The 25886-nt window shown below is 49.4% G+C and carries 17 protein-coding genes; 8 read left to right on the forward strand and 9 right to left on the reverse strand.

Translation table 11 applies throughout. The features are described 5' to 3' along the window. Window positions 1-79: 79 nt before the first annotated feature. From ACOJUN_RS06280 to hslO, 3 genes are all read right to left on the reverse strand, one after another. Window positions 80-1456, reverse strand: a complete 1377-nt coding sequence (locus ACOJUN_RS06280; RefSeq protein WP_422135806.1) for a hypothetical protein — start codon at window positions 1454-1456, stop codon at window positions 80-82. Between the two features lie 813 nt (window positions 1457-2269). Beyond that, entirely contained in the window at window positions 2270-3871 is a 1602-nt protein-coding gene (gene pckA / locus ACOJUN_RS06285) for a phosphoenolpyruvate carboxykinase (ATP) (RefSeq protein WP_422137045.1), read from the reverse strand. Between the two features lie 245 nt (window positions 3872-4116). Further along, window positions 4117-5037, reverse strand: a complete 921-nt coding sequence (gene hslO, locus ACOJUN_RS06290; protein WP_422135807.1) for an Hsp33 family molecular chaperone HslO — start codon at window positions 5035-5037, stop codon at window positions 4117-4119. 437 nt (window positions 5038-5474) lie between these two features. Here hslO and ACOJUN_RS06295 point away from each other — a divergent pair, with 437 nt between their 5' ends. Both ACOJUN_RS06295 and ACOJUN_RS06300 read left to right on the forward strand, forming a co-directional pair. Continuing rightward, window positions 5475-7013 carry a hypothetical protein gene (locus ACOJUN_RS06295; protein ID WP_422135808.1) on the forward strand — a complete coding sequence of 513 codons (1539 nt, stop codon included), beginning with the start codon at window positions 5475-5477 and terminating at the stop codon, window positions 7011-7013. A 23-nt stretch (window positions 7014-7036) separates the two neighbouring features. After that, entirely contained in the window at window positions 7037-8761 is a 1725-nt protein-coding gene (locus ACOJUN_RS06300; RefSeq protein ID WP_422135809.1) for a hypothetical protein, read from the forward strand. Window positions 8762-8768: 7 nt separating this feature from the next. Here ACOJUN_RS06300 and ACOJUN_RS06305 read toward each other — a convergent pair whose 3' ends face one another. Both ACOJUN_RS06305 and ACOJUN_RS06310 read right to left on the reverse strand, forming a co-directional pair. Continuing rightward, the gene (locus ACOJUN_RS06305; protein WP_422135810.1) at window positions 8769-9071 is read right to left on the reverse strand and encodes a PTS fructose transporter subunit IIB; all 303 of its coding nucleotides are present in this window, start codon (window positions 9069-9071) and stop codon (window positions 8769-8771) included. A 176-nt stretch (window positions 9072-9247) separates the two neighbouring features. Continuing rightward, window positions 9248-10507, reverse strand: coding sequence for a TolC family outer membrane protein (locus tag ACOJUN_RS06310; protein WP_422135811.1), 1260 nt, complete (start codon window positions 10505-10507; stop codon window positions 9248-9250). 564 nt (window positions 10508-11071) lie between these two features. Here ACOJUN_RS06310 and ACOJUN_RS06315 point away from each other — a divergent pair. From ACOJUN_RS06315 to ACOJUN_RS06340, 6 genes are all read left to right on the forward strand, one after another. After that, complete coding sequence (locus tag ACOJUN_RS06315; protein WP_422137046.1) at window positions 11072-11431, forward strand: response regulator; 360 nt, start codon at window positions 11072-11074, stop codon at window positions 11429-11431. Between the two features lie 311 nt (window positions 11432-11742). Then, window positions 11743-12117 carry a twitching motility response regulator PilH gene (pilH, locus tag ACOJUN_RS06320; RefSeq protein WP_422135812.1) on the forward strand — a complete coding sequence of 125 codons (375 nt, stop codon included), beginning with the start codon at window positions 11743-11745 and terminating at the stop codon, window positions 12115-12117. Next, window positions 12114-12659 (forward strand): chemotaxis protein CheW, encoded by a 546-nt coding sequence (locus ACOJUN_RS06325; protein WP_422135813.1) that lies wholly within the window; start codon window positions 12114-12116, stop codon window positions 12657-12659. The genes pilH and ACOJUN_RS06325 overlap by 4 nt, the downstream gene beginning before the upstream one ends. Before the next feature lie 137 nt (window positions 12660-12796). After that, window positions 12797-14884: a methyl-accepting chemotaxis protein gene (locus ACOJUN_RS06330; protein WP_422135814.1), complete on the forward strand. Its 2088-nt coding sequence runs from the start codon at window positions 12797-12799 to the stop codon at window positions 14882-14884. A 56-nt stretch (window positions 14885-14940) separates the two neighbouring features. Beyond that, a complete protein-coding gene (locus ACOJUN_RS06335) occupies window positions 14941-21090 on the forward strand; it encodes an Hpt domain-containing protein (RefSeq protein WP_422135815.1) in 6150 nt (2049 codons plus the stop codon). 12 nt (window positions 21091-21102) lie between these two features. Beyond that, window positions 21103-21603: a chemotaxis protein CheW gene (locus tag ACOJUN_RS06340; RefSeq protein ID WP_422135816.1), complete on the forward strand. Its 501-nt coding sequence runs from the start codon at window positions 21103-21105 to the stop codon at window positions 21601-21603. Here ACOJUN_RS06340 and ACOJUN_RS06345 read toward each other — a convergent pair. From ACOJUN_RS06345 to ACOJUN_RS06360, 4 genes are all read right to left on the reverse strand, one after another. Then, window positions 21569-22294, reverse strand: a complete 726-nt coding sequence (locus tag ACOJUN_RS06345) for a 16S rRNA (uracil(1498)-N(3))-methyltransferase (protein ID WP_422135817.1) — start codon at window positions 22292-22294, stop codon at window positions 21569-21571. The genes ACOJUN_RS06340 and ACOJUN_RS06345 overlap by 35 nt on opposite strands. Window positions 22295-22376: 82 nt before the next feature. Then, a complete protein-coding gene (gene metF / locus ACOJUN_RS06350) occupies window positions 22377-23228 on the reverse strand; it encodes a methylenetetrahydrofolate reductase [NAD(P)H] (protein ID WP_422135818.1) in 852 nt (283 codons plus the stop codon). Window positions 23229-23316: 88 nt separating this feature from the next. Continuing rightward, complete coding sequence (gene ahcY / locus ACOJUN_RS06355; protein WP_422135819.1) at window positions 23317-24714, reverse strand: adenosylhomocysteinase; 1398 nt, start codon at window positions 24712-24714, stop codon at window positions 23317-23319. A gap of 135 nt (window positions 24715-24849) precedes the next feature. After that, complete coding sequence (locus tag ACOJUN_RS06360) at window positions 24850-25860, reverse strand: type I glyceraldehyde-3-phosphate dehydrogenase (RefSeq protein ID WP_422135820.1); 1011 nt, start codon at window positions 25858-25860, stop codon at window positions 24850-24852. Between the last annotated feature and the right edge of the window lie 26 nt (window positions 25861-25886).

The raw sequence follows: 25886 nt of genomic DNA on the forward strand, positions 1-25886 counted from the left end.
TTAGTGATAAAACGACCAGCGTTATCTTAATCCTTCTTTGTCTGTTTGTGAAAGAGGCAGCCTTAACTTCTGTGCAAATCTATTCCTTGAATCGCACTGGAACAACGACTTTACGCCCTGACTTGGTTGAAACAGGGTTTTCATCCGTGTCTTTAGAACGCTTGCGTTTTGCCTCTCCTTTATCTTTATCATCATCCTCTGATTTACGCTTTTTGGCAGCATGGCTGGATAGTGATTTTTTTTGCCGACGCTTCAAGCCTGCAGCACTACTTCTGTCTATCCTGAGTTCACAGAGTTTATCCCTCCAATTAAAATCGATATCGCATCTGTCAATTTCCATGTCGAGCCATAATACCATCAGAGCCAATTCAGTGTGCTTCATATTGTTGGTCTCACGGAATAAATCATCTAAAACAGACAGGATAGTGTTCTCGAACACTTTAAATTCAGCTAGGGATTTATTCTCTATGTATCCTTCTATTTCGCTAAAGTGAAAAAGAAGGTTCCATAATACCTGCGAACGGAAATCTTTTTTGTTCAACTTATTAGCATACAATTGTTTAGATGTTACCCCGTTGTGAATCATGTAGTCCTTTCCCCATGATCTTAAACGATTTTCGTAAAACAGAGATACATCCTCAATTTCAAAGTTAAAATAAGACAAATCTTTTTCCTTGAGCAGCCAACTTTCAACATCCAAATGATTGTTGTTTTTTATGAGCCCATGTTTGATCCAGAGCTTGGCGAGTTTTGCTATTCTGCTGCCTTCAGTTACCTCCAACATTGCTCTCAATACCAGCTCTAATGCCGGGTCGAACTTTGCCAGCATTTCGGAGAAGTCCTCATTGGATTCGTCAGAGCTCGGGATAGACCTTAGTGCATCATCAACTTCATGCATTATCATCCATACGATCAAAGGACAATTTTCAGGTATATGATCTGTGGTAACCTCTTCCCATGTTATTCCCAGAAAAGCTGCCTCAACTTTGAGTGCCTGTAGCCTCAACTCAACCTCGGGAGTGTTAGCTGAATTTTTAACCGCTTTTTTGTTACGTCGCTTGCTGACGTTTTTTCTCTTAGCAACAGGAGCTTCGTCTACAACAGACTCATTTTCCGTCGTTGGCTGTTGAGTGTCTGAATCTGCTGCTATCTGCTGAGTGCCCGAATCCGCTGCTGACTGCTGAGTGTCTGGATCTGCTGCTGACTGCTGTGTTTCTGAATGGCCACCATTTTCCACCTCATTACTATTGCTGGGCACAGTCTCTGATGACTCTTTTGATGTGCCAGCCCCATCAGTCACTGGCCTGACTATCCAGGAATAATCCTTGAAGCGGCCGGATAAGAAAAATGTATCTACCCAGCGCATGAACTTTTCATAGCTTATTGAAGGCTCATGGCCAGATAAATCCACCGACACTACACTCTTGCCCTGTATTCCATGAAAATTAAGCATCATGCTCAAAACATTGGGTGGGAGTGGCCTCAGCTCATTGATCAACGGGGGGGCATAAGGCTGGGAAAATATGTGATAAGTCTCATCACAGTGGCCTGCTGCCGATATTAAAGAAACAAGAAGCAATACAAGAAAATGGACGACGTTAGACAAAGTTCTTTTTTTTAACATAAAACAAAACTCTATCAGTTAATGACCATATTAAATTTTTACAAGCTCAGTAAAACGCGCTAAGCAATGCAAACATTACTTGTAGCCTGACTTGTGTAAACAACATGCAATAGATATCGAGAAACTACATCCAGAGCATATTCATACCACTGATGTTAAAACATCGCTTCTCTCAGATTGCACTAAAAGCAGATCAACAGGATGGCACTAAATCATCAAATTGCCAGTAAATGAATGAAATTATTACAAGATCGGGGTAAATCTTGTTTTTTGATTATGGCTTTAAGTACCTAACCAGTTGGTTTCGCATTTTCTGAACGGCGGCTTTTTCCATCCTTCTGCGTTACAACTCTGGTTGCGTAGCTATGGCTACGCGCCCGTCGTTGCGCCTTGAAGGATGAAAAAATCCACTCGCCAGAATATGCGAAACCAACTGGCCAGGTACTTATCGCCAGACTCATGAGCCTGAGAAAGGTTAATTACCTTATCACTGTCTTTCACCAATAGTCGGCCAATTGATGATTCCGAAAGGTAAAATAACGGATAGCACCGGGCTGTTTTCCTTTTGTGGAAAAACTGCGAACATAAAAAAACTGCCGGACAATAGCATTTACAACAGCTATTGAACGACAGTTTTTATTTGCATCAGTCCAGTGACGGGCCAGCGGCGATCAGAGCTTTGCCCTCGTCGGTATCAGTAAACTTGTTGAAGTTGGTGATAAAGCGATCAGCAAGATCACGGGCCTTATTATCCCAATCCGCCTTGTTTTCATAGGTATCCTGAGGATTCAGGATGCCATCTTCCACCCCTTCAACCTGAGTTGGAACTTGCAGACCAAAGTAAGGAACTGTCACTGTTTCTGCTTCATCAATGCTGCCATCAATGATGGCATCGATGATGGCACGGGTAGCCTTGATGGAGATACGTTTGCCAGTGCCATTCCAACCGGTGTTAACCAGATAAGCCTTGGCACCATTAGCTTCCATCTTTTTAACCAGCTCTTGAGCGTATCGGGTCGGATGCAGGGTTAGAAAAGCTGCCCCAAAGCACGCAGAAAAGGTTGGCGTTGGCTCAGTAATGCCACGTTCAGTACCGGCCAGCTTGGCTGTAAAACCAGACAGGAAATGATACTTGGTCTGCTCTGGTGTCAGTCTGGATACCGGAGGCAGCACACCGAACGCATCAGCCGTCAGGAAGATCACTTTGCTCGCATGACCTGCTTTTGAGACAGGTTTAACAATGTTTTCAATGTGTTCAATCGGATAGGAGACACGAGTGTTTTCCGTCTTGGAACCATCAGCAAAATCAATCGTACCGTCTTCAAGGACCGTCACATTCTCAAGCAGCGCATCACGACGAATAGCATTGAAAATGTCTGGCTCATTTTCCTTACTCAGATTGATGGTCTTGGCATAGCAACCGCCTTCAAAATTGAAGACTCCATCGTCATCCCAGCCATGCTCATCATCACCTACCAACGCCCGCTTTGGATCGGCAGACAGGGTGGTTTTACCGGTACCGGACAGGCCGAAGAATATTGCAACATCGCCGTCTTTACCAACATTTGCTGAGCAGTGCATGGAAGCCATACCTTTAAGTGGCAGCAGGTAGTTCATAATGGAGAACATACCTTTTTTCATCTCGCCACCGTACCAGGTACCACCGATAATCTGAACCCGCTCAGTCAGGTTAAAGGCTACGAAGTTCTCAGAGTTCAGGCCCTGCTCCTGCCAGTTTGGATTGGTGCACCTGGCACCATTCATGACCACGAAGTCAGGTTCGAAACCTTCCAGCTCACCTTGTGAAGGACGAATAAACATGTTTTTAACGAAGTGTGCCTGCCAGGCTACTTCAGTGATGAAACGAACACTCAGGCGGGTTTCCTCGTTGGCACCACAGAAACCGTCGATCACGAACAGACGCTTGCCGGATAACTGCTGGGTAACAAGGCCTTTCAGATCAGTCCAGACGCTTTGGGTGATCGCCTTGTTGTCATTTTTACCCTGGTCAGACCACCACAGAGTATCGCGGGTCGTATCATCTTTTACTATGTACTTATCTTTAGGGGAACGGCCAGTAAAAATGCCCGTGTCCACAGAGACAGCCCCCAATTCGGTTACCACGCCTTTCTCATAACCTTCCAGCTCAGGACGTGTCTCCTCTTCAAATAGAAGCTCGTAGGACGGGTTGTAAACAATGTCCGCCACGTCTCTGATACCAAGACTGGCCAGAGCTTCTTTGTTCAGCTCAACATTTGCGCTAACTTCTGCCATTAAGAGCTCTCCCAAGCTTCAAAAAAGTTGTTATGTTTGCATTTGTGATTCTATGATAACCGATGAAGGGGCACCTATGATAGGGGATATATTGGTTCAGATAAACGCTTAAATAGCCTGTTTCTCTGTTAAAGTTTGATTGTCTGAGTTCAATGGAGTGAGGATTTGGCCGGAAGTTCTCCGGCCGAAACGAGGATTCGCAAAAGCTGCGAGGCCATTCAGTGCGTCTTGGGTTCATTACCCCGGAAGATCTCAGCCACATCCTGTACCGTAAAAGTATAAGTCTGACTACAGAACTGGCAACCCATCTCGATCTTTCCGAGATCCGCTACCATGGACTCAGCTTCTTCCTGACCCAGACTGGCCAGTATTTTTGCACTGCGAGGACGTGAACAGTTGCAGCTGAAGGTCACCGCTTGACGATCGAAAACCCGTACTTCTTCTTCATGAAACAGTCTGAGCAAAAGAGTCTCGTGTTCCAGCTCGAGCATCTCTGCTTCGGTTGCCGTATCCACCAGCATGACCATACGCCGCCAGGATTCCTGACGCTCATCTTCTTCCTGCTCAATACTGGCTGGCAAAGCCTGCAACAGAATACCTGCTCCCTGATCACCATTACTGGCCAACCATAAACGGGTTGACAGCTGTTCGGATTGTTTAAAGTAAGCATTCAGACCTTCTGCGAGGGTTTCATGATGCAGAGGCACAATACCCTGATAACGATTGCCTTTGTGAGGATCAATCGTCATTACCAGCTGACCATTCCCCAGAAGACCTGACAGGCCTTTTGCGGTCAGCTTGTCGGTATTCTCTTCGTCCCAGCGCGCCAGAGCACGGAAAGTTTTCTGATCGGTACACTCAACCATCAACAACGACAGGGGACCATCACCCTTGGCCTGCAGGCTCAGAATACCTTCAAACTTGAGGGTCGAGCTGAGCAGGACGGCAGCAGCCACCAGCTCTCCCAGCAACGCCTTGACATTTACCGGGTAGTCATGGGCTGCCAGAGACTCTGTCAGACTGTTGTCAAGAGAGACAATCTCTCCACGAAGGTCGGCATTCTCAAATATAAATCGCTGAGCACAGTCTTTTTGGCTCACGGCTTCTTTCTGGTTCAAGGCTGTATCTTGTTTACTCATCAACGGCTCTATCGGTTGCTTTCACTCCTGACTGGTCAGCTCCGGTGCCCGATCGGGAATAACTGACCGCCTTTCCAGCCTGTGCTGCCAGTCTCTGATATAGGAGGCTGCGAGCATTGCCGGGTTCATTTAACCCGACATTATAGCGATTTCATCTCCCTATCTCATTTGTTGCTTCTACCGACCGATAACAAAGCAACAAGTTAAACACTCGTGAGTACAGAAAAGCATTTTAAGGTCAACTAATTCGGGAATAAGCTATGTCAACTGGTAGCGGAAATATACCTCCTTCGCAGCGTCCGGGATCTATCCCGTTTGTGCCCGAGTCTCAAACTCCATCCTCGCCAGGCACAGGAGAGATCACACCGCACACAAAACCCAATGCACTCCCCGTTGGTCACCGCGAAGCACCTGATACCCCGATCAGCAGACGCAAAATGCTACCGACGTCCGCCACGCCCCGACTCAGTCTGTTAAACGCGCTGGAGAATGAATATCACGAACAGTTCAATCAGATTCTTTGCTTTCAGGCCCAGCGCGATTTTCTGGACTACATCCCTGACCTGAAAAACCACCTTCATAATCCATCACGGTTTCAGGATAACCTGCCTTTTGAAATTGTTTACGTAAAAGATGGCAAAATGACCTCCGTATTACCGCCAGACCCTGAGCTGCCAACCGACTCGGAAAAAGCCATCAAACTCAGGGAGTCACTGCAGAAAAAACTCACAGTGATTGGCCAAAAGAATGGTCCCGAAGAGAAACTTGCACTCAGAAAACAGATAGAAAACACCGAAGAAAAACTGATTCATATCAGTAGAGACATCGAAGAGAACGGTGGCACCGTACCTACTCCCCCGATCCCAAAAATCACACTGGTCATTGACGAAAACCAGTTCACCGCCCGGGCTCCGGCAAGACCAATTAACCCCGGCGAACCCGACGGCAAACAATCGGCTGAAGGTCAGTTTCTTTTGATTCCAAAAGATGATTCCAGACGCATGCCCCCTTCCACAGCCAGACCGTTTATGCCTTTTGACATTCCTGATGAAGACACCCGCATCAGGCCAACTGGACCTCACGAACCGCTTAGCATTTTTGTGAGGCCCGTAGAGCGCCAGCTACCCGTGAACCTGGGAGGTGACTTTTCAGATATCTACCTGACGAGGGAGACTGAGGCTGATCACGGGCAAACAGGGAATATCGCCTCTGTGAACGCAGGTTCTATCGACTCACTATTTGGAGAAGAAGCCGACGGAATAAATGCCCGGTTTAGAGAATTTTTCACCTCTGCCCAGCAAAAAGCCATAAGAAAGGCTCAGCAGGGTTTTTTGGCAAAACCGGAGGGTGAAGTGAATAAAGTGAATAAAGGACACCCAGAAATTGAAGAGGGCGAAGGACGCTCAGAAGTGAATAAAGGACACCCAGAAATTGAAGAGGGCGAAGGACGCTCAGAAATTGAAGAGGGCGAAGGACGCTCAGAAATTGAAGAGGGCGAAAGACTCTCGGAAATTGTCTTTTCTAACAAAGAGTTCACTGATGGTACGCCTCTGGCAGCCATGTATGGTTTCGTCACCGACGAACGGGAAAATCAGGGGACTGTCCTTGTCAACGTTTTCAAGGATGAGCACTGTCCGGTCGGTATCAGGAAGAACCGCGCCATGATTTATGTGGTGCCTCCGAACGGTTCTAGTGTCCATTTTGATAACAAAGATCACTTTCTCAAAAGTGTCCGGCTAACCGCTAAAAATCTTGTTACTACACAGGACAAATACAACCACTGGGCAGCCCGGGAAGGTCACCCCACCCTACCTGTTCTTCGCACCGGCGTATTTGTTGACGATATTTATCGTCACCCTGAAGCCAGTGAGGAGGAAGTAGCAGATGCCATTCGAGAGGGTATTAGAGATTACTTTGATAAAATCAGTCCTGATCGCAATACGATCAGGGAAGTCCAATACGAATATGGCCTCTGACCGGTTTTCAACGGAAGCATACTATGAGCATACCTCCTTCCCATCCCCATAAGCCTGGCGTTCACGGCTCACAGCCACCCAACAGGCCTGGCAGTCAGCCAGACGATAAAACCAGGCCTGTGCTTCCCAGGGGAGAGAATCATCAGCCGCAAACGTCTCTGGGGCAGCGAAAAACAGCAAAAACCGCACCTGTTCCCGACACCAGGCCCGGGCCTGCAAATCTTTCTCCGACAACCCCGGAAGAAGCCGAAAAGCATTTCATTCAGCAAAGCTTCAGGGTAGAAGCTCTTGAAACCCGTGCAACGCTGGCCAGATCTGCAGCCAGCTTGAGCCAACAGATTGCTTCAGGCATCCCTGACAGTACCGAGACACCTCTTCTGGTCATTCACGTTGGCAGTAATGGCAAGATGACCAATATTATCCCTGCCGACGAGAACATGGGAGATCCTCAGGCTGCAAGCGCAATCAGGGAATCACTGGCAAAGACGTTCACGCAAGTCAGCCGGTATTACACCTTAGAAAAAAAAGCCGCTCTGCAAAAGGACCTCGCCGAAGCAAAAAGGGAACTGGAAAGCAGCGAGCAAACTTTGCTGGACATGGGACTTCCCTTACCTCAACCAAATTTAAAAGGAAGAGGTATTCGCATTGAACCAACCTTACTGGAGAAATCACCAGAGTTTTCCAGACCTGATAGCCACAGGCCTGGTGTGTATGCAGTGCCACAACATCTTTCGGAGACAGATGACCGTAGTGAGGAACTTCTGCTTGACCCGTTGACCTCTAAACTGAAACTTCCGTCTTTGAAAGAAGACCCGCAGCCGGATCTGGCGACTCAGAGCAGTGACCCAGCCATCGCAACGCTTAAGTACTATCAAGCAGAACTTTATCAAGATGACACTCCCGCCAAAGATTTTGACGCAAAGGGAGATTTGGCCGTTCTGTTAAGGCAGGACGACCCGCTCATGGAAGAAGCTTCTGTCGGGACTCCGGCTTTATTACCGAGACAAAACGACAACCGCCAGGGCTTGGCACATTCAGCAAGAAAAGCGATGTTGTTCCCCATACTCATGAATTTAATGCGAAAGTATGAGCATCCTGCAGCCCGGGAGTTTCCCACAGAAGCCATCTATGCCTATCAGGTGGGACTCGCTGCTACCTCGCCAAATACCGCTAAGCTCCTCAAAGGCAACGGCAGTGATACAGAGAGAGAACGTTGTCAAAAGCTGCTGACTGATTTTGAAGATGTGCACCCGGAAGTAGCCAAAGTAGTTGCCATGGACGTCACTGGTAGCCATCAGCCCCGTCTTCATATCGGCTTCGAACAGCCCGAAACAGCGCTCTCCAACAGTCTTCCAGCCTCAATAGTCCGGGATATTGAGAGGCTTGAAATGAGCCGGTTTAATAAACAGATAGCGGTAGAGGATCTTGAGATTTATCAGATGCTCAAACAGTTGATATTCGAAAAAAATCGGCTGGATCAGGCAACTGATATCTCAATCGACCTGACTGAACTCTGTCATTACTGGCTACAAGGCCTCAAAGACCAGGAGGAAGTCACTGACTTCCAGATCTATCGAGAGGGAGAACCTCTGGAATTTATTGGTAAAGTCATCCCCCCCGCCGCTCCCACTGCCGCCGGTGAGTACTCGCGACAGAGGGAGTGGATGCTCAATTATGAGCATCTGAAGAACTTCTATGATTGGGACAATCAGGACGACCTTGAGGACGACCTTGAGGACGAGTACTGACCACGCTTTATCCCTGACCCAATTGTGCCATCACCGCTTCCGGGTTCCTGATCGCTTCTGATACAGGCACCTTGATGATCCTGAGATCCCTGAAACGGTCCTCACCATCCACCGTAATATCCACTGCCAGAAGTGCAACGTCTGCCTCTTCTACATCCTGAGGCGTGATTTCGTTCTCAATGCCCATGGCCCCCTGGGTTTCTACCTTGATCTCATGTCCCTGATTGAGTGCAGCTTCGGTGAGTTTTTCGGCAGCCATATAGGTATGAGCAATACCGGTTGGGCAGGCCGTTACAGCAAGTATTTTCATTGAATGATCCTCTGGAACCGCTTTTACCAGTTGAGCAGACCTGTTTATTTTCCCCAGTAAGGCTAGTAGAAGATTTCACGAGTGGGAAAGTTTGATTGGTATAATCACGACTTGGAGAGATTAGATCAAATCAGCACCAGAGCAATGGTTCGCTCCGATGCAGCAAACTGAAAGGGTTAATCCTGCTCTTGCCAGTCTGCGGGGAGGATAATCTCCAGATTATCGAGAAGCTCACCGGTAGCAGCAACAATCCGGAATCGTGCGAAAACCTCCTGATAGACTGCGCTGGTCAAACTGCGGCTGGACTGGAAAAGTTCATTTTCGCTGTCCAATAAATCTAAAAGAGTTCGTTTACCGATATTGAACTGCTCCTGGTAAGCCTTAACGGTTTTTTTGCTGGATGCTTCATGGAGACGAAGGTGCTCCATCTGCTCACCAATAAACTCACGGGCAGACCAGGCCAACCTCAAGGTTTCTTCGGCATTCCTCAGCATCCTGTCCCGTTGGGCCCTGCTCTCTTGGGTCCTGTAGGCGCTTTCTTTGGAACGGGCCCTGTCAGAACCGCCACGAAAAAGGTTATAACTGAGCTTCAGTACAGCCGTTGTATCTGCGTGAGTGCCCAGCTGACCATCTGCATTATGTTTCCAGCTCTTATCAATATTGATATCCAATGACGGGAAAAAGCTGCTGTCAGTCGCAGATTCCTCTGACTCGGAAGCCTTGATGTCCTTCTCCGTCGCCAGGATGCCCGGATGCCTTTTGACGCTGGCCTGAAGAGCCTCATCAAAACTTTCATAAACAGCCAGCTCGTAGGTGTCTGGCTGCTTCAGATCGCCTGGCATGACGCCTACCAGACTGTAATATTCGCTCTCGGCATCCATGAGATTATTGCGGGCGTTTATCACATTCACTGTCGCTCTTGCTACCCTTCCCTCAACCTGGTTCAGGTCTGAACTTCTGGCAACACCCTGACGGCTGCGCTGGGCGATCTGCTTGAGAATGGAATTGTGGAGTTCCAGATTCTCTTCGGCCAGCTGCACCATATCCCTTCTTTCCAGAACCTTCAGGTAGACATCGGTGATGTCCAGAGCCAGATCCTGCAGAGTATTCCTCAGACGCAGGTATTCTGCAGCAGCACTATGTCGAGCCCGGTCAACACTGCGGCTGGTATTAAATCCGGAAAACAGATTCTGGCTAATAGAAAAAGAGGCTTCCTTACGGGTAAAGCTCTTGTCACCAAGGGCTTCGTTAGGCTGATCATCAGGGTAACTCTTTTTCTGGCCGCCAATCCCTGTCGCGACATCGACAGAAGGCCACCAGCCTCCCCAGGCTACATCAATATTTTCAATAGCGGCCCGGTACCGACTCAAGCCAGCCTGAGCCTGAGGGTGGCTGACCAGAGCCTTATTGATCACCTCACTCAGGGTCTCTGCCATTGAAAGACTGCTGAATAAAACACTACCGACCAGAGACATGCCCAACAGGCATAAACGGGGTAGGCGAAGCAGGTGCACCTGCCTCAAAGACGATCTCGGACTGAATTTCATAAGCATCCCCCTCCGCCAGACAGTTCAGTTGAACGATGTCTCAATACATCGGCTTTTAAGGAGTTGGCTTTAGTGAACTTCCCCCCCATTTGTCAGGCTATTAAGCCACTCGCCGTCTGGCTATTCACCGGCAAATTGTGTTAAAAGATGGGAAAGTCTGAATGAAATAAATTCCTTTCAGAATGGACATAAAAAAGTTCAAAAATTTTGAGTCATCAATACTCTTCTTCTCAATCAGGATTGAGAAGGGTGCAAAAAAACTGCCATGAGCGGAAAGGCTGACATCCGATCAGCATTTTCATGGTAAATAAAAATAAAAGCATCTGAAGCCAAAGGATCAGGGTTCGGGTGATCAGAGTGTATATGGACAGAAGCATGAACAGCTATGAGTCAAACGCTGCATCACCGGCGAGTCATAAGAAGCGGGATGTCAGTCTTGAGCAACTGAAAGTCATGGTGATAGACGACAGTAAAACCATTCGCAGAACCGCAGAAACGTTGTTGACAAAAGAAGGCTGTAAAGTGGTAACAGCCACTGATGGTTTTGATGCCCTGGCAAAAATTGCTGAAAACCAGCCCAACATTATTTTCGTTGATATCATGATGCCACGCCTGGATGGCTACCAGACCTGCACACTGATCAAGAACAATCATTCATACCGGGAAACCCCTGTCATCATGCTATCGAGTAAGGACGGACTATTTGACCGGGCGAAAGGCCGTGTGGCCGGGTCCGATCATTACCTGACCAAACCTTTCAGCAAAGATGAACTACTGGGTACTATCAGACATTTCTGTCCAGTCAATGATTGATAAAAACAGCCCTGAGCCTTGATGCGGCTCCGTACAGAGAATTAATAAGGCAACAAAGTCCTCGTGAGCTGCATTTTCGTAGTAAAAAATGTTAAAAAAATCTGTTATAAACATGTACTGAGCCTTCTAACCAATGGTTCTGGCAGGAACCTGATTATTTCGAAACAGAAACAGTCTGCAGCCAGCGCAGGGAAATACCCAGATTGCAACGAAGAACATTCGGTATTTCCATGGTAAAAAAAGAACGGCTAATAACAATGAAAAAAGCTTGGCCCTGAGGATTTGGGCAAAAACAGTAACAGGGGAAAATAATGGCAAACATTCTCATTGTTGATGACTCACCCACTGAGTTGTTCCAATTGAAAGCCATGCTCGAAAAACACGGACACAGTGTGCTGACTGCAGAAAACGGTGCCGACGGTGTAGCACTGTGCCGGGCCGAACATCCCGATGCTGTGTTAATGGATATTGTCATGCCTGGTCTGAATGGTTTTCAGGCTACACGTCAACTGTCTAAAGATAACAATACTTCCCATATTCCGGTCGTGATTGTCACCACCAAAGATCAGGAAACCGACAGGGTCTGGGGAATCAGGCAAGGCGCAAAGGATTATCTGACCAAGCCTATCCGTGAAGCAACACTGCTCAAAACACTGGGTAATGTTCTGGAAACCAAACTTGCATGAATACCTCCCAAACAAGCCCCTTTGAGGCATTGGTAGAGCTGGATGCCAGGATCAGCAAATATGCTTTTGAGCTTCCTGAAAAGCAAACACAGGTTGAGTCCTGGAGTGGACTTGGCTTCACACTGAATAATCAGCAATTTGCACTGCAGGTTGGTGAGGTAACGGCCATTCTTCCAGTTCCATCCACTACACCCCTGCCAGGTGTTCAACCTTGGGCAAAGGGCATTTCAAACGTACGTGGACGTTTACTTCCGATCATAGATCTGGGAGAGTTTCTGGGTCAGGCCAGAGACAGCGGTAAATCGGCCAACCGGATTATGATTGTCGAGCAGGGGGAAGTATCAGTTGGTCTCATCGTTGATGAGGTGCAGGGTATGGTGCATTTTTCCACCAGCCATTTCAATGATGCAGTACCTGACTATCTGTTTGACGAAGTTAAACCGTTTACCGTTGGTCATTACCAGCAAGAAAAAGATTACATGGTATTCAACACACAGCGGTTGGTGAATGATCCCCGCTTTCTGAAAGCAGCCATAGCGTAATCAGCTTCATGCTGGATAAGTGACAGGAACCGTCTTTCTTCACCACAGGTGACGAAAGGGGTCAAACGATAAAAAGTATTCGAATAAAAACAATCCAAAAAGCGAGCATTCCGAAGAAGTCACCGGGGACCACAATAATGAAAGGCAATACCGCAACCAAAGCCCAGGGAGCAGGGGCAAGCCGAGCCATTCTGGCCTCGATTATCCTGTTAATAGTCTCTCTTTCCGTAATCACCGGCTCATTTATTTATCTCAGCCAGCAAAGTGAACTTGATCAACAGCACCTGACTGACGCCGGTGAGCTCCGGGTACTCTCTCAGCGTATTGCGACCAGTGCCACCGAGGCATCGGCCGGTAAAGAAGAAGCTTTCGTCCTGTTGCGTGAAGCACGCAATGAGTTCGATGCACGTTTTAGCTCCCTGAAAGACACCAGGCTTTCTGTTGCTCCATTTCTCAGCCCCGGTGACAGTATCGCTAAAACACGGATCGACACACTGGACGCTGCCTGGTCTGAACTGAAAATAGAGGCAGATAACATTCTGGCTGCAGAAGAAACCGTTTTAGCTTTGCACGAAGTGGCAAAAACACTGGGTGAAACTATTCCCCAGCTGCAGGTTGAGTATGATGAGGTGGTAGAGATTCTCCTCGAGAGCAATGCTCCCAATGAGCAGATCGCACTGGCACAGCGTCAGCCATGGCTCGCAGAACGTATTATTCGAAGTGTCTCAAAAGTACTGGAAGGGGGTGAAGACTCCATCATGGCTGCAGACAGCTTTGGTCGTGACGCCAAGCTGTTTGGTCGGGTACTGAACGGTATGCTGGAAGGTAACCTGGCCATGCGTATCAGTCAGGTCACCGATGAAGAAGCCACTGATCGTCTGGCCGAAATCTCCGATCTGTTCGGATTTGTAGAAGGCAGTGTTGACGAGATTCTGGAGACCTCCCCGGAACTGTTCCAGGTGCGTGCCGCTTCTGACCAGATTTTCACAGACTCCCAGCAACTGCTGCAACAGACTTCTATTCTCGTGGACACTTTCGAGAGTCTGACTGACCAGCGCCTGATCAACAACACGGTCATCAGTATTGCCGGTGTCGTTGCCCTGCTCTCTGTGCTGATAATCGCCGTGGCCATCGTAAGAGACACCCGCAGGCGTCTGGCTGAAACTGCAGCCCGGAACGAAGCCAACCAGGCTGCAATCCAGCGACTGCTCGATGAAATGGATGGCCTTGCGGACGGTGACCTGACAGTACAGGCGACAGTAACCGAAGACTTTACCGGTATCATCGCTGACTCCATTAACCTCTCTATTGAACAGCTCCGGGCATTGGTTAAAACCATCAACGAAACGGCGGTGGAAGTAGATACCTCAGCTCAGGAAACACAGAGTACCGCGAAACAACTGGCTGAAGCAGCAGGGCATCAGGCAGAGGAAATAAACTATGCCAGTCAGGCGGTCAATGACATGACCAAATCAATGACCATGGTATCCGAGAACGCTTCCGAGTCAGCCAATGTAGCGGAAAAATCAGTAGAAATTGCCACCAGCGGTGGTCAGGTGGTTCGTAATACCATCGAGGGCATGGATACTATCCGCGAACAGATTCAGGACACCTCCAAGCGTATCAAGCGGCTGGGTGAGTCTTCCCAGGAAATCGGTGACATCATTGCCCTGATCAACGATATCGCAGACCAGACCAACATTCTGTCCCTGAACGCCGCCATCCAGGCCTCCATGGCGGGAGAAGCCGGTCGGGGCTTCGCGGTGGTAGCGGATGAAGTACAGCGTCTTGCGGAACGAGTATCCGGCGCGACCAGGCAGATTGAAGCACTGGTATCGGCCATCCAGACCGATACCAACGAAGCCGTTATTTCCATGGAACAAACCACTTCCGAGGTGGTAAACGGTGCCAGACTGGCACAGGATGCGGGTGTTGCCCTGGAAGAAATTGAGAAAGTATCCAGTAACCTCGCCGACCTGATCCGGAATATTTCCGACACAGCGAAGAAGCAGACAGGCTCAGCAGAACAGATAGCCCTGCGTATGACCACCATCCGGGACATCACCACCCATACAGCCTCCAGTACCACAGCAACAGCCGGTTCAGTAGGCAACCTGGCAGAAATGGCTCTGGAAATGCGTCAGTCTGTATCCGGCTTCCGCCTGCCTTCGGTAGCAGAAAATGAAGCAGTGACTAGAGCGCAAGAAGACGAAATCACCGTTTGATGAGTATTTTTATTCCAGCAGCCCAGGTTGCTGGCACGGAATAGCGGGGGCCGGCAATGGCTGAACAACAGGATTATGCAGGCCTGGACTGGGTTAAGGAAGAGATTGAGCAGACGCTCATTGAAGCTGGCCAGGCATTGGAAAATTACCAGCAAGAGCCAGGCAACCCAGCCCACATCAATGCCGGGCAGAGCGCATTCAGTCAGGTTCATGGCACACTCAAAATGTTGCAGCATGTAGGCGCAACCCACTTGAGTCTGGAAATGAGCAAACTGTCCGAGGCCCTGATCAGTGAGCGAGTGCCTGATGTCAGAATGGCTCTGGAAGTCCTGATGCAGGCCACTCTGCAGCTGACAGGTTACATTCAACAAACTCTGAACAGTGGCGTTGATCGTCCCTTGACACTTCTGCCACTGATCAATGAACTAAGACGTCTGCGAGGTGAAGACCCTCTCCCGGAAGCTACTTTTTTCTTTCCGGATACCCGCTCGCTGATCGATCCTATTGCGTCACCACAACTGGAAAGCCTTGAACGGAGCGGACTGACACCGTTACTGAGAAAAATAAGACAGAAGTATCAGCTAACACTGGCAGGCTATCTTCGAGATCAGAACAGACCTCAGCAGATTAAAATTCTGGCCAAATTGTTTGCCAAACTTCAGGACCTTTCCTGGGGCACCCCTCTTTCTCCTCTCTGGGAAGCCAGTATTGCGCTGACTGAAGGGCTGGATAATGAGTCGATCGAACAGAACATCCATGTTGCTAACCTGCTCAGGGAACTGGATGGCCAGATCCGTCTGTTCATCAGACAGGGCGCTCCCTTTGTCAATAGTCATCCAAATGATGCACTGTTCCGGGGGTTGCTGTACAACATTGCCACTTCCGAAGGCCGTGGGGGTTTCACTGGAGTACTGAAATCACGCTATAACCTGAAAGATGAGCTGAAACGAGCTCAGGCTGGTATTTCCGATGTTCTGACGGGCGTGAATGCTACAAAACCTGTTGTTGAAGCTTTGAACTACGAGCTGACAGGTATCAAGGAAGCACTAGACCTTTACCTTCTCTCAACCGATCCTGATCCACTGGTTCTGGAAAACCAGCTGCCGGTCATTCAGCAGGTGGCAGATACCCTGACCATCCTGGGCATGGAAGATCTTAAAAATCGCCTGAAGCAGAAAAAAGCACTGATCCAGAGTGTGATCAATACCGGTCAGAACGCTGAAGAGCATCTGATGGACGTTGCTGGCACCATTCTTGACCTTGAGACTGCGCTATCCAGGTATGCTGCAGGTGAAAGTCTGGAGGCAGGCGAAGGCGCACCCCTGCTGGAAGAGGTCTATCAGGCGGTTGTCAAAGAGGCTCGCCACTATCTTGAGCAGGGCAAAGATGCCATCGTCGATTTTGTGGACAGTCATCATCACCCGGATTTCCTGAGCCCGATACCCGAACTGCTCCGTAAAGTGCAAGGCGGTTTGTCCATGACACCTCTGACCCGGGCCGCTGCTCTGGTCGGAGCCTGTTCAGATCACATCAGGAAAGAGTGGATAGAAAACGGTAAAACACCTGAAAAGATGGAACTGGAACACCTGGCTGATGCATTGACCAGTATTGAGTACTACCTTGAAAGGTTGGGTGACAGAGATCAGAAAGAACATGACGCCATTCTGGATGTTGCAGACAAAAGCCTGTCTGCCCTGCGTGAGACAGATCTTGAACTGCTGATTGATGAGCAGAGCTTTCTCGACGGCTCGATGCCCATCACTCTGGACGAAAATAAAGTACAAGAGCCCTCAACGGAAGAAAAACAAAGTTCTGCAAAAACCACTGATCTGGAAGTTAAGACTTCTTTGACCCTGACCAACAGAAACAGACCCGTCGAAGTCAGCCCATACGATGTAGTTCAGTTCAAGTACACTAGCAACAGCAGCGTTGAGGCAGAGGCTCCGGGTGAAGCTTCACGGTTGGCTGGACCGCAGCAGGCGCAAGCCCTCACTCCGCAAGTCGAAGTCAAAGAGGACCAACAAGAGAACATCATCGACGATGAATTGCTGATCATCTTCATTGAAGAGGCTGGCGAAGTTCAGAAGCAGCTGACCGAAGACGTAACTACCTGGATCAATCATCAGGATGATCTGAACACCCTGAAAGATATCCGCAGGGCTTTTCATACTCTGAAAGGCAGTGGTCGTATGGTGGGTGCGAGCGTTGTGGGTGAACTGGCCTGGTCCATCGAGAACATGTTAAACCGCCTGATCGAGAGAACCGTTCATAACAGCCCTGAATTGAGCAATCTGGTTAGCCGCGTTACCCATATGCTGCCAGGATTGATTTCCGACTTTGCTGAGCAGAGCCAGGTTCTGACCCACGAAGTTCTGGTTTGCATGGAACAGGCTGACGCTTTGTCCCGAGGTGAAGCATACACCATTGAGGACGAGGAAGAGTCCATTGATGACGCCATCGCCAATGACCCGGATATCGATTTTCAACGAGCGGAAGAACCTGTCCCACAGGCAGCAGAGCGGGCCACTATTGATGCGCTATCCAAGCCATCATCTGAGCCAGAAATAAATGTAGATGTTGAGAAAGACGTTTCGCAATCTGTCGGACAGGAAGCTTACGACATCCAGCTGCTTAACGTATTCCTCGGCGAGTCCAGAGTTCATCTGGAAGTCGTTCAATCCTTTGTTGAGCAGGTGAAAGTCCAGGGTGGAAAGCGCCAGATCAGTGATCAGGTACAACGCTCTCTCCATACTATGAAGGGCATAGCCCTGATGGCAGAAATAGCGCCGCTGGCCAGCATCATTGTTGCCCTTGAAAAGAACATCAAGGATTTCAGAGCCCACCTGATTCCGGCCAATGACCGGGTGATCAGTATGCTGGAAAAGGGTCTTGAGCTCATTCAGGATGGCCTCGAACAGCTGGCCCTCTCACCCAGACAACCGGTACTGGATTCTGAAAATTACCTGTCCTGGCTGGAAGCGCTTCATGCCCAGCTCATCACCGAACAGCATAAAGCACAGTCTACCAACAGAAAATACACTGGCGGTCAGGACACCCGGCTGTTTGCTCACAGCGACCTGGGTTTACTGCTGGATGCCGATGATTACCTCTCTACCTGGCGCATCGCTCTGCCCAGAGATGAGCTGGTAATGTTCCAGAAAGAACTGACAACACTGGCCGAACGGGCAACCGAAGCACGACTCACCGCTCTGACTGAACTATGTGACGTGCTTCTGGATGTTATGAACTATCTGGATAAGTACGAAGACAATCTACCCGGGGTTCTTGCGGCACCTCTGTCCAACGGCTTCGAAGCCATGGTCGATATGATGAATATGATTGCGGCCCAGCAAACCCCGGTTCCACCGCAATCAGTATTCACAGAACTCAGGGAGTCTCTGGAAGCTCTGCTCATCGCTGAACCGATTCAGGCAGGAGCCGTCCCTGAAAATATTGAAATTGACAAGATTGTTCAGGAGGCACCGTCTCCAGAGCCAGTGGTTGAGAACCCTGAAGTTGAAGAAATCATCCTGGAGTCGCTGACAGAAAAACCTGCCATTGAAGAGCAACCTGCTGTTAAGCCAGAGGCTGAAGTTGCTGTCGTTGTTGAAGATGCTGAAGATGCCAAAGATGTTGAAGAATTGCTTCTAAAGCCCTCAGTTTCAGGGATGTCACCTGCTCTCACCATTGAAACAGAAGTAGAAGTGGAAGAGCATGACCTTGAACTGCTGGAACTGTTCCTGGAAGAAGCCTCTGATCTGGCAGAAGATTGCCATCATGCTCTGGAAGACTGGCTGAATAATCGTCAAAACCTGACATCTCTGACCGATCTGCAGCGCTCTCTGCATACCCTCAAGGGCAGTGCCCGAATGGCAGACCAGCCGGAACTGGGTGACCTCAGTCATGCCATCGAAGCTATCTACAGTGCTATTGCCATGGGCAGAAGTTCTGCAGATAAAGCACCGATACACCTGCTACAGGCTGCTCATGATCAGGTTGACCAGATGTTGCTTGCCCTGAAAAATCAGCAGTCACCCGATTCTGTCATCCCGATGGTAGAACAGCTGGAGCAATGGACTCTCAATCATGACTATGAAGCAGAATTACCCTCTCTTGCAACGGCTGAAGCGCATGTAGAAGCTCTCCCTGACTACCTGGGTCAGGTCAAAAAAGAGTCTGACACGACCTGCGAACAGCCCGAAGAAATAGTAATAGACGATGCTCTGGTTATTGATGAAGAAAATCGGAACACAGGCGTCACCAGAGTGTCTGAATCCTTAGAGAGTAGTACCAGTGCGCCTGAAATGATCGCACAAGAGACTGCCCCTGCATCAACACGAATAAACACACCGGTTACCAGCAGCGCAGCCAATACCTTCAAAGGTGTTGAGATGATTCGTGTCCCTGCGCAGCTTGTGGAATCGCTGATCAACCTTTCCGGTGAGTCGAGTATTCATCGTGGTCGAATCGAGCAGCAGATTCAGGACATGGGGAACATTCTTGAGGAGATGAACAGTACCATCGACCGGGTAAAAGAACAGCTGCGTCGTCTGGATACCGAAACCCAGGCCCAGGTTATTTCCACCTTTGAAGAAGAGTACGGCAGTAATCCTGAGTTTGATCCCCTGGAAATGGACCAGTATTCAGAACTGACCCAGCTGTCCCGCTCTCTGGTTGAGTCCGCGACTGACCTCCAGGACCTGAAGGAAGACATCCAGGAAAAAAATCGTGATGCAGAAACCCTGCTGCTTCAACAGTCCAGAACGCTGGTAGAGCTTCAGGAAAAGTTGATGCAGGCCCGAATGGTTTCATTCAGTCGTCTGCTGCCACGCCTGCGAAAAATTACCCGTCAGTTGTCGACTGAGCTCGACAAGCCGATCAACCTGAATGTCAGCAATGCTGAAGGTGAGATGGACCGTACCATGCTGGAGCGGACCCTCGCACCACTGGAGCACCTGCTGCGAAATGCCATTGATCATGGTATTGAAGCCTCCGTTAAGGACCGCCTGACACTGGGTAAACCGGAAACCGGCAATCTAACGCTTGCCATTGCCCGAGATGGTGCCGATATTGTTATTGAACTGGCCGATGATGGCCGGGGCATCAATCTTCGGGCTGTTCACGCCAAGGCACTGGAAAAACATCTGATCACTCCGGAAGATGAGCTGACCGACCAGGAAATTGCTCAGCTGATCCTGGAACCAGGCTTCAGTACTGCGGAATCTGTCACCCAGATTTCCGGTCGAGGTGTAGGTCTGGATGTGGTCAATACAGAAATACGTCAGATGGGTGGTAGTATTCAGATTGACAGCGAGCCTGGCAAGGGAACCTCTTTCAAGCTCCGTCTACCCTTCACGCTGTCGGTAAACCGTGCTCTGATGGTCCAGGTTGCAGACAACCTTTACGCCCTGCCCATGCAGTCCATTGATGGTATTACGGTAGTGGACCCCAGTGTCCTGATCGACTGCTACCAGAACAACACCCCTCTGCATTATGGGGGTATCGAACACCAGCTCATGTTCCTGGGTGAAATTCTGGGTGATGCAACCCCCAGAATTCAGTCCGGGCAGTGCCCGGTTGTGATCATCGAGCGGGGCGGCAAGAATCTGGCCCTGCATGTGGATGAAATCATTGGCGGTACTGAAATCTTTGCCAAAAGTCTGGGCCCGCAGTTCGCAGGTCTGGTCGGTGTCAACGGTGCCACCATTCTTGGTGATGGTCGTGTTGCCATCATTATCGACCCTGTCACACTGCTTCGCAGACATCGGATTGAACAGCACTCTGTAGAACTGGCCAGCCAGATGGATGAAGAAGCAGAAACCATCCAACGTGTTCTGGTAGTGGACGACTCGGTTACTGTACGTAAAGTGACCACCCGTCTGTTAGAACGTAATGGCTATTTGGTTGAAAGTGCTAGGGATGGTATCGAAGCTCTGGCCAAACTGGCTGAAAACCGCTACGACATCATGCTTCTGGATATCGAAATGCCGAAGATGGACGGCTATGAGGTGGCCAGTGCCGTGCGTAATGATGACAGCCTGAAGTCTTTGCCGATCATCATGATCACCTCAAGAACTGGTGAGAAACATAAAGCCAGAGCCTTCAGCCTGGGGGTTAATGAATATCTGGGTAAACCTTTCCAGGAACATGAAATGCTGGCCTCCATCGAGCAATTGATCAGTGCCAAAGCTCACAACAATGAATAAAGGAGTAGCGTCATGACGGGCAGTCCTGAACCTATGGAAAGCAGAAGCCTGAAGTCCCGTTTGATCCCGATGCAGCAGAAGCCACTTCTGCTGCCTGCCTCCTGTATTGCCGATGTTGTAGACTACAGTCGTCCATCGGGTAACAGAGAGAAAAACTCATGGTTTCTCGGTGAAATTGACTGGCGGGGACAAACACTACCCCTGATTTCCTTTGAACGAATCAACGGTGGTCGTTTTGCAGAGTTCTCTGCAACGGCACGGATTGCAGTAATGCACAGCAGTACCGGAAATGAGCAGCTGCCTTTTTATGGCATGGTGATACAGGGTATCCCCAGGACATTAGATCTGACAGCGGGTGACGTTCAACCCGCTATCGAGGCAGATACAGGTTCAGCAGAAACATTCAGGGTCATTATCAAGGAAATTCCTGCTGCCATTCCTGATCTTGAAAAAGTGGAACAACAGCTCTCGGCAATGTTTACAGATCGCCCCAAAGATACTGCATCACACTGATTGCAGTGACCGGGGCGGTTTCCGTTCTCAGGACTCTCGGGCCCAGTGCAAGGACATGAAAGCCTAACGACTCGGCGCTGGTAATTTCTTCTTGAGTCAACCCACCTTCGGGACCGATCAAAAGAGAAACCGTTTCTGGAGGAACGAACCCCTCCAGTTTTTTATCGGTCCGATGGTGAAGCACAAATTTCAGGTCAGCGTTTTGCTTTGCCATCCAATCCGCAACAGGCTCGGGCGAGTGAATCACCGGAACTCTGTTCAAGCCACACTGCTCACAGGCACTGATGGCTATTTGTTGCCAGTGTCTGGCTCGCTTTTCCTGGCGCTCGGCATTCAACCTGACTTCACAGCGCTCGGAAAAGAGCGGCGTTATTTCGGTCACGCCCATCTCGGTAGCCTTCTGGATAGCGTAATCCATTCGTTCACCCCTGCTAAGACTCTGCCCGACGTGGACTTTCAAGGGGGATTCCGTGACCAGGCTTATTTCTGCTTCCAGGACAACTGCAACGTTTTTTTTTGCCACAGACTTGATTCTACCCTGCCATGAAGCGCCCTGCCCATTAAACAGGATAAGAGACTCTTCAGGCCTCATGCGCAGGACTTTACCGACATGATTGGCAGCACTGTCACTTAGCTCAACGACCTGATCTTTTGCCAGAGGCTGATCGGTATAGATTCGAGGGTTTCTCATGACGTTCTCATGGCGAGGCCGTAATTCTCAGGAGTACAGAAAGGCTATGGACTGCGTGCGGCCAGAAGCGTTGGCCGCAGGATCAGACCAGCCTGAGGTTCTGACAGATGACTCTGGAGGGTGCAGCCTGATTCAGGGCGTAGAAATGCAACCCCGGAACCCCTTGCTCAATGAGCCTTTCACACATCCGGGTAACTACCTCTTCACCAAACTGCTTGATGCTGTCGATATCATCACCGTAGGCTTCCAGCTGCTTGCGAATCCAGCGAGGAATTTCTGCACCGCAGGCATCGGAGAAACGAGCCAGACGGGTGTAGTTGGTGATAGGCATAATACCCGGGATAATCGGCAGATCAATCCCCAGACCTATGGCACGATCAACAAAGTTAAAATAGCTGTCAGCGTTAAAGAAGTACTGGGTAATAGCTGAACTGGCACCGGCATCAACCTTGCGTTTGAAGTGCATCAGATCCGCTTCAAAGTTTTGCGCCTGGGGGTGGGCTTCCGGATAAGCAGCAACCTCCAGATGAAAATGATCACCGGTTTCGGCCCGGATAAATTCCACCAGTTCATTGGCATACTGCAGCTCACCGTTTGAGCGCCCCATACCCGATGGCAGATCGCCGCGTAAAGCAACAATACGATTAATTCCCAGACTCTGGTATTGCTCTAGCAAACTTTTCAATTGCGCTTTGCTATCGCCCACACAAGAGAGGTGAGGCGCAGCAGGAATATCAGTGCAGTTGCGAACGCTTATGACGGTATCAAGGGTTCTGTCTCGGGTGGAACCGCCAGCACCATAGGTCACAGAGAAGAATTCTGGCTGACATTCGGAGAGCTCAATCGCTGTCTGATCGAGCTTTTTAGCACCCTCTTCCGTTTTGGTCGGAAAAAATTCAAAGCTGATTGTCAGCTTTTTATCGTTAGTTGTCATCGTTAATTAAAACCTTTATCACTGTTCTGTCGCTTACGGTTCTCTATAAGCGTCAGGAGCCTGCGCAGAGACGCAGGCTCAGTGCAGATCAGTACTTGTACTCATCCGCTTTGAATGGACCTTCAACAGCGACATTAATGTAGTCTGCCTGCTGTTGGGTCAGCTGGGTGATTACCCCGCCAAAGCCCTGAACCATGTAGCTTGCCACCTCTTCGTCCAGTTTCTTGGGAAGAACCTTCACATACAGGTTCTCAGCCTTCTCGGCAGCGGGTAGATTGGCAAAGCCTTCTTCATACAGATGAATCTGGGCCAGGACCTGGTTGGCAAATGAACCGTCCATGATACGCGATGGATGACCTGTGGCGTTACCCAGATTGACCAGGCGACCTTCCGAGAGCAGAATCAGATGATCATTGCTGCCCTTGTCACGCCAGATCTTGTGGACCTGTGGCTTAACTTCTTCCCACTCCCATGTTTCTCTCATGAAAGCCGTATCAATTTCGGTATCAAAGTGACCAATGTTGCAGACAACGCAGCTACTCTTCAGCGCTTTCAGCATTTCACGATCACAAACATGCAAGTTACCGGTGGTGGTTACCAGCATGTCGGTAGTACCCAGCAAGTCTTTGTTGATGCTGGCAGCAGTGCCATCGTTGACACCGTCAATGTAAGGAGAAACCACTTCAAAGCCGTCCATGCAAGCCTGCATGGCACAGATAGGATCAATCTCGGTGACCTTAACGATCATGCCTTCCTGGCGCAGTGAAGCCGCAGAGCCTTTACCAACATCACCGTAACCGATAACCAGGGCTTTTTTGCCCGCCAGCAGGTGATCTGTACCCCGCTTGATAGCATCATTCAATGAGTGACGACAGCCGTATTTATTGTCGTTCTTGCTCTTGGTAACTGCGTCGTTAACGTTAATCGCCGGTACTTTCAGAGTGCCTTTTTCCAGCATTTCCAGCAAACGATGAACCCCGGTGGTGGTCTCTTCGGAGATACCGTGGATGTTATCCAGAATTTCAGGGTACTTGTCGTGCAGCATCAGAGTCAGGTCGCCACCGTCGTCCAGAATCATATTGGCATCCCAGGGCTGGCCTTCTTCTGTCAGAATGGTCTGCTCGATACACCACCAGAATTCTTCTTCCGTCTCCCCCTTCCAGGCGAATACAGGGATACCCACAGCAGCTATTGCTGCAGCAGCGTGATCCTGGGTGGAAAAAATGTTGCAGGAAGACCAGCGGACCTCAGCCCCCAGATCGACGAGGGTTTCAATCAGTACAGCGGTCTGAATGGTCATGTGAATGCAGCCCATGATCTTCGCGCCTTTCAGAGGCTGCTGATCATGGTACTTCTGGCGGATAGTCATCAGTGCAGGCATTTCACCTTCTGCGATCTGAATTTCGCGGCGACCCCACTCGGCCAGGGAAATGTCGGCAACTCGATAGTCAGTAAAGCTCTGAACAACTGCAGGAGTAGCGCTCATGGGTATGATCCTGTTATGCGTAATTACCGAAAACAGGTTGAAGTCTAACAGTCGCACCAACCTATATCAATTTTTTTTGATATAGATTTCAAATAAGCAACAGGTCGGGAATTCAATCAACCGGCCAGCTTTTTCCTATTGCCTCAACCAGTGGTTAGCCACATCCAGCATACGGTTGGAGAACCCCCACTCGTTATCAAACCAGCAAAGCAGCTTGATCAGCTTGCCTGAAGTCACCTTGGTCTGGGTACCATCGACCACACATGAGCGGGCATCATGGTTGAAGTCTACGGATGCGTGGGGTTCATTAGAGAAACCCAGAATCCCCTCCAGACGTCCATGGGTAGCTTGTTCCAGAATCCGGTTAACTTCCTCTCCGGTTGTTTCCTGATTGACATGAACGCAGAGATCCATGCAGGAAACATTGATGGTGGGCACCCTGATTGAATTGGCTTTGAAGCAGCCGCCAAGGTCAGGAAGCAATCTGTCGATGCCCTTTGCCAAGCCGGTATCTACGGGGATGATGGACTGCAACGCACTGCGGGTCAGCCTGAGATCACTGTGATGATAAGCATCAATCACCGGTTGATCATTCATCGCCGAATGAATAGTTGTGATACTACCGTACTCAATACCAAGGGCGTCATTCAGTGTCTTGATAACAGGAACAATGCAATTGGTGGTGCATGAAGCACTGGACACAATGCGCTGATCACGACTGAGATCCTGCTCATTGATACCGTAGACAATAGTGGCGTCTACATCCGGTTGAGCGGGCTGTGAAAAAAGCAGCTTTCTGGCTCCACTCTCTATGTGTTGCTCTGCTATTGCCCTGTCATTAAACGACCCTGAACACTCCAGCAACAGATCAATATCGAGACTTTTCCAGTCAATATTTTCAGGCCGGGCTTCGTGAATAAGCTGAATCCGGTCGCCTGCCACTATGAGCTGATTTTCCTCCGACTCTACCTTGGCTGGAAAGCGACCGTGAGTGGTGTCATAGCGAGTCAGATAGGTCAGGGTGTCCTCATCGGACAACTCGTTAATGGCGACAACCTGCAAGTCTTTGCGATAACCATTCTCGTAAAGAGCACGAAGAACACACTGGCCGATACGGCCGTACCCGTTGATGGCTATTCGAAACATAGTCTTGCTGTCAGGCTCATTACTGC

It is taken from the genome of Endozoicomonas sp. ALD040 (genome assembly GCF_049275945.1).
Taxonomy (GTDB): domain Bacteria; phylum Pseudomonadota; class Gammaproteobacteria; order Pseudomonadales; family Endozoicomonadaceae; genus Endozoicomonas_A.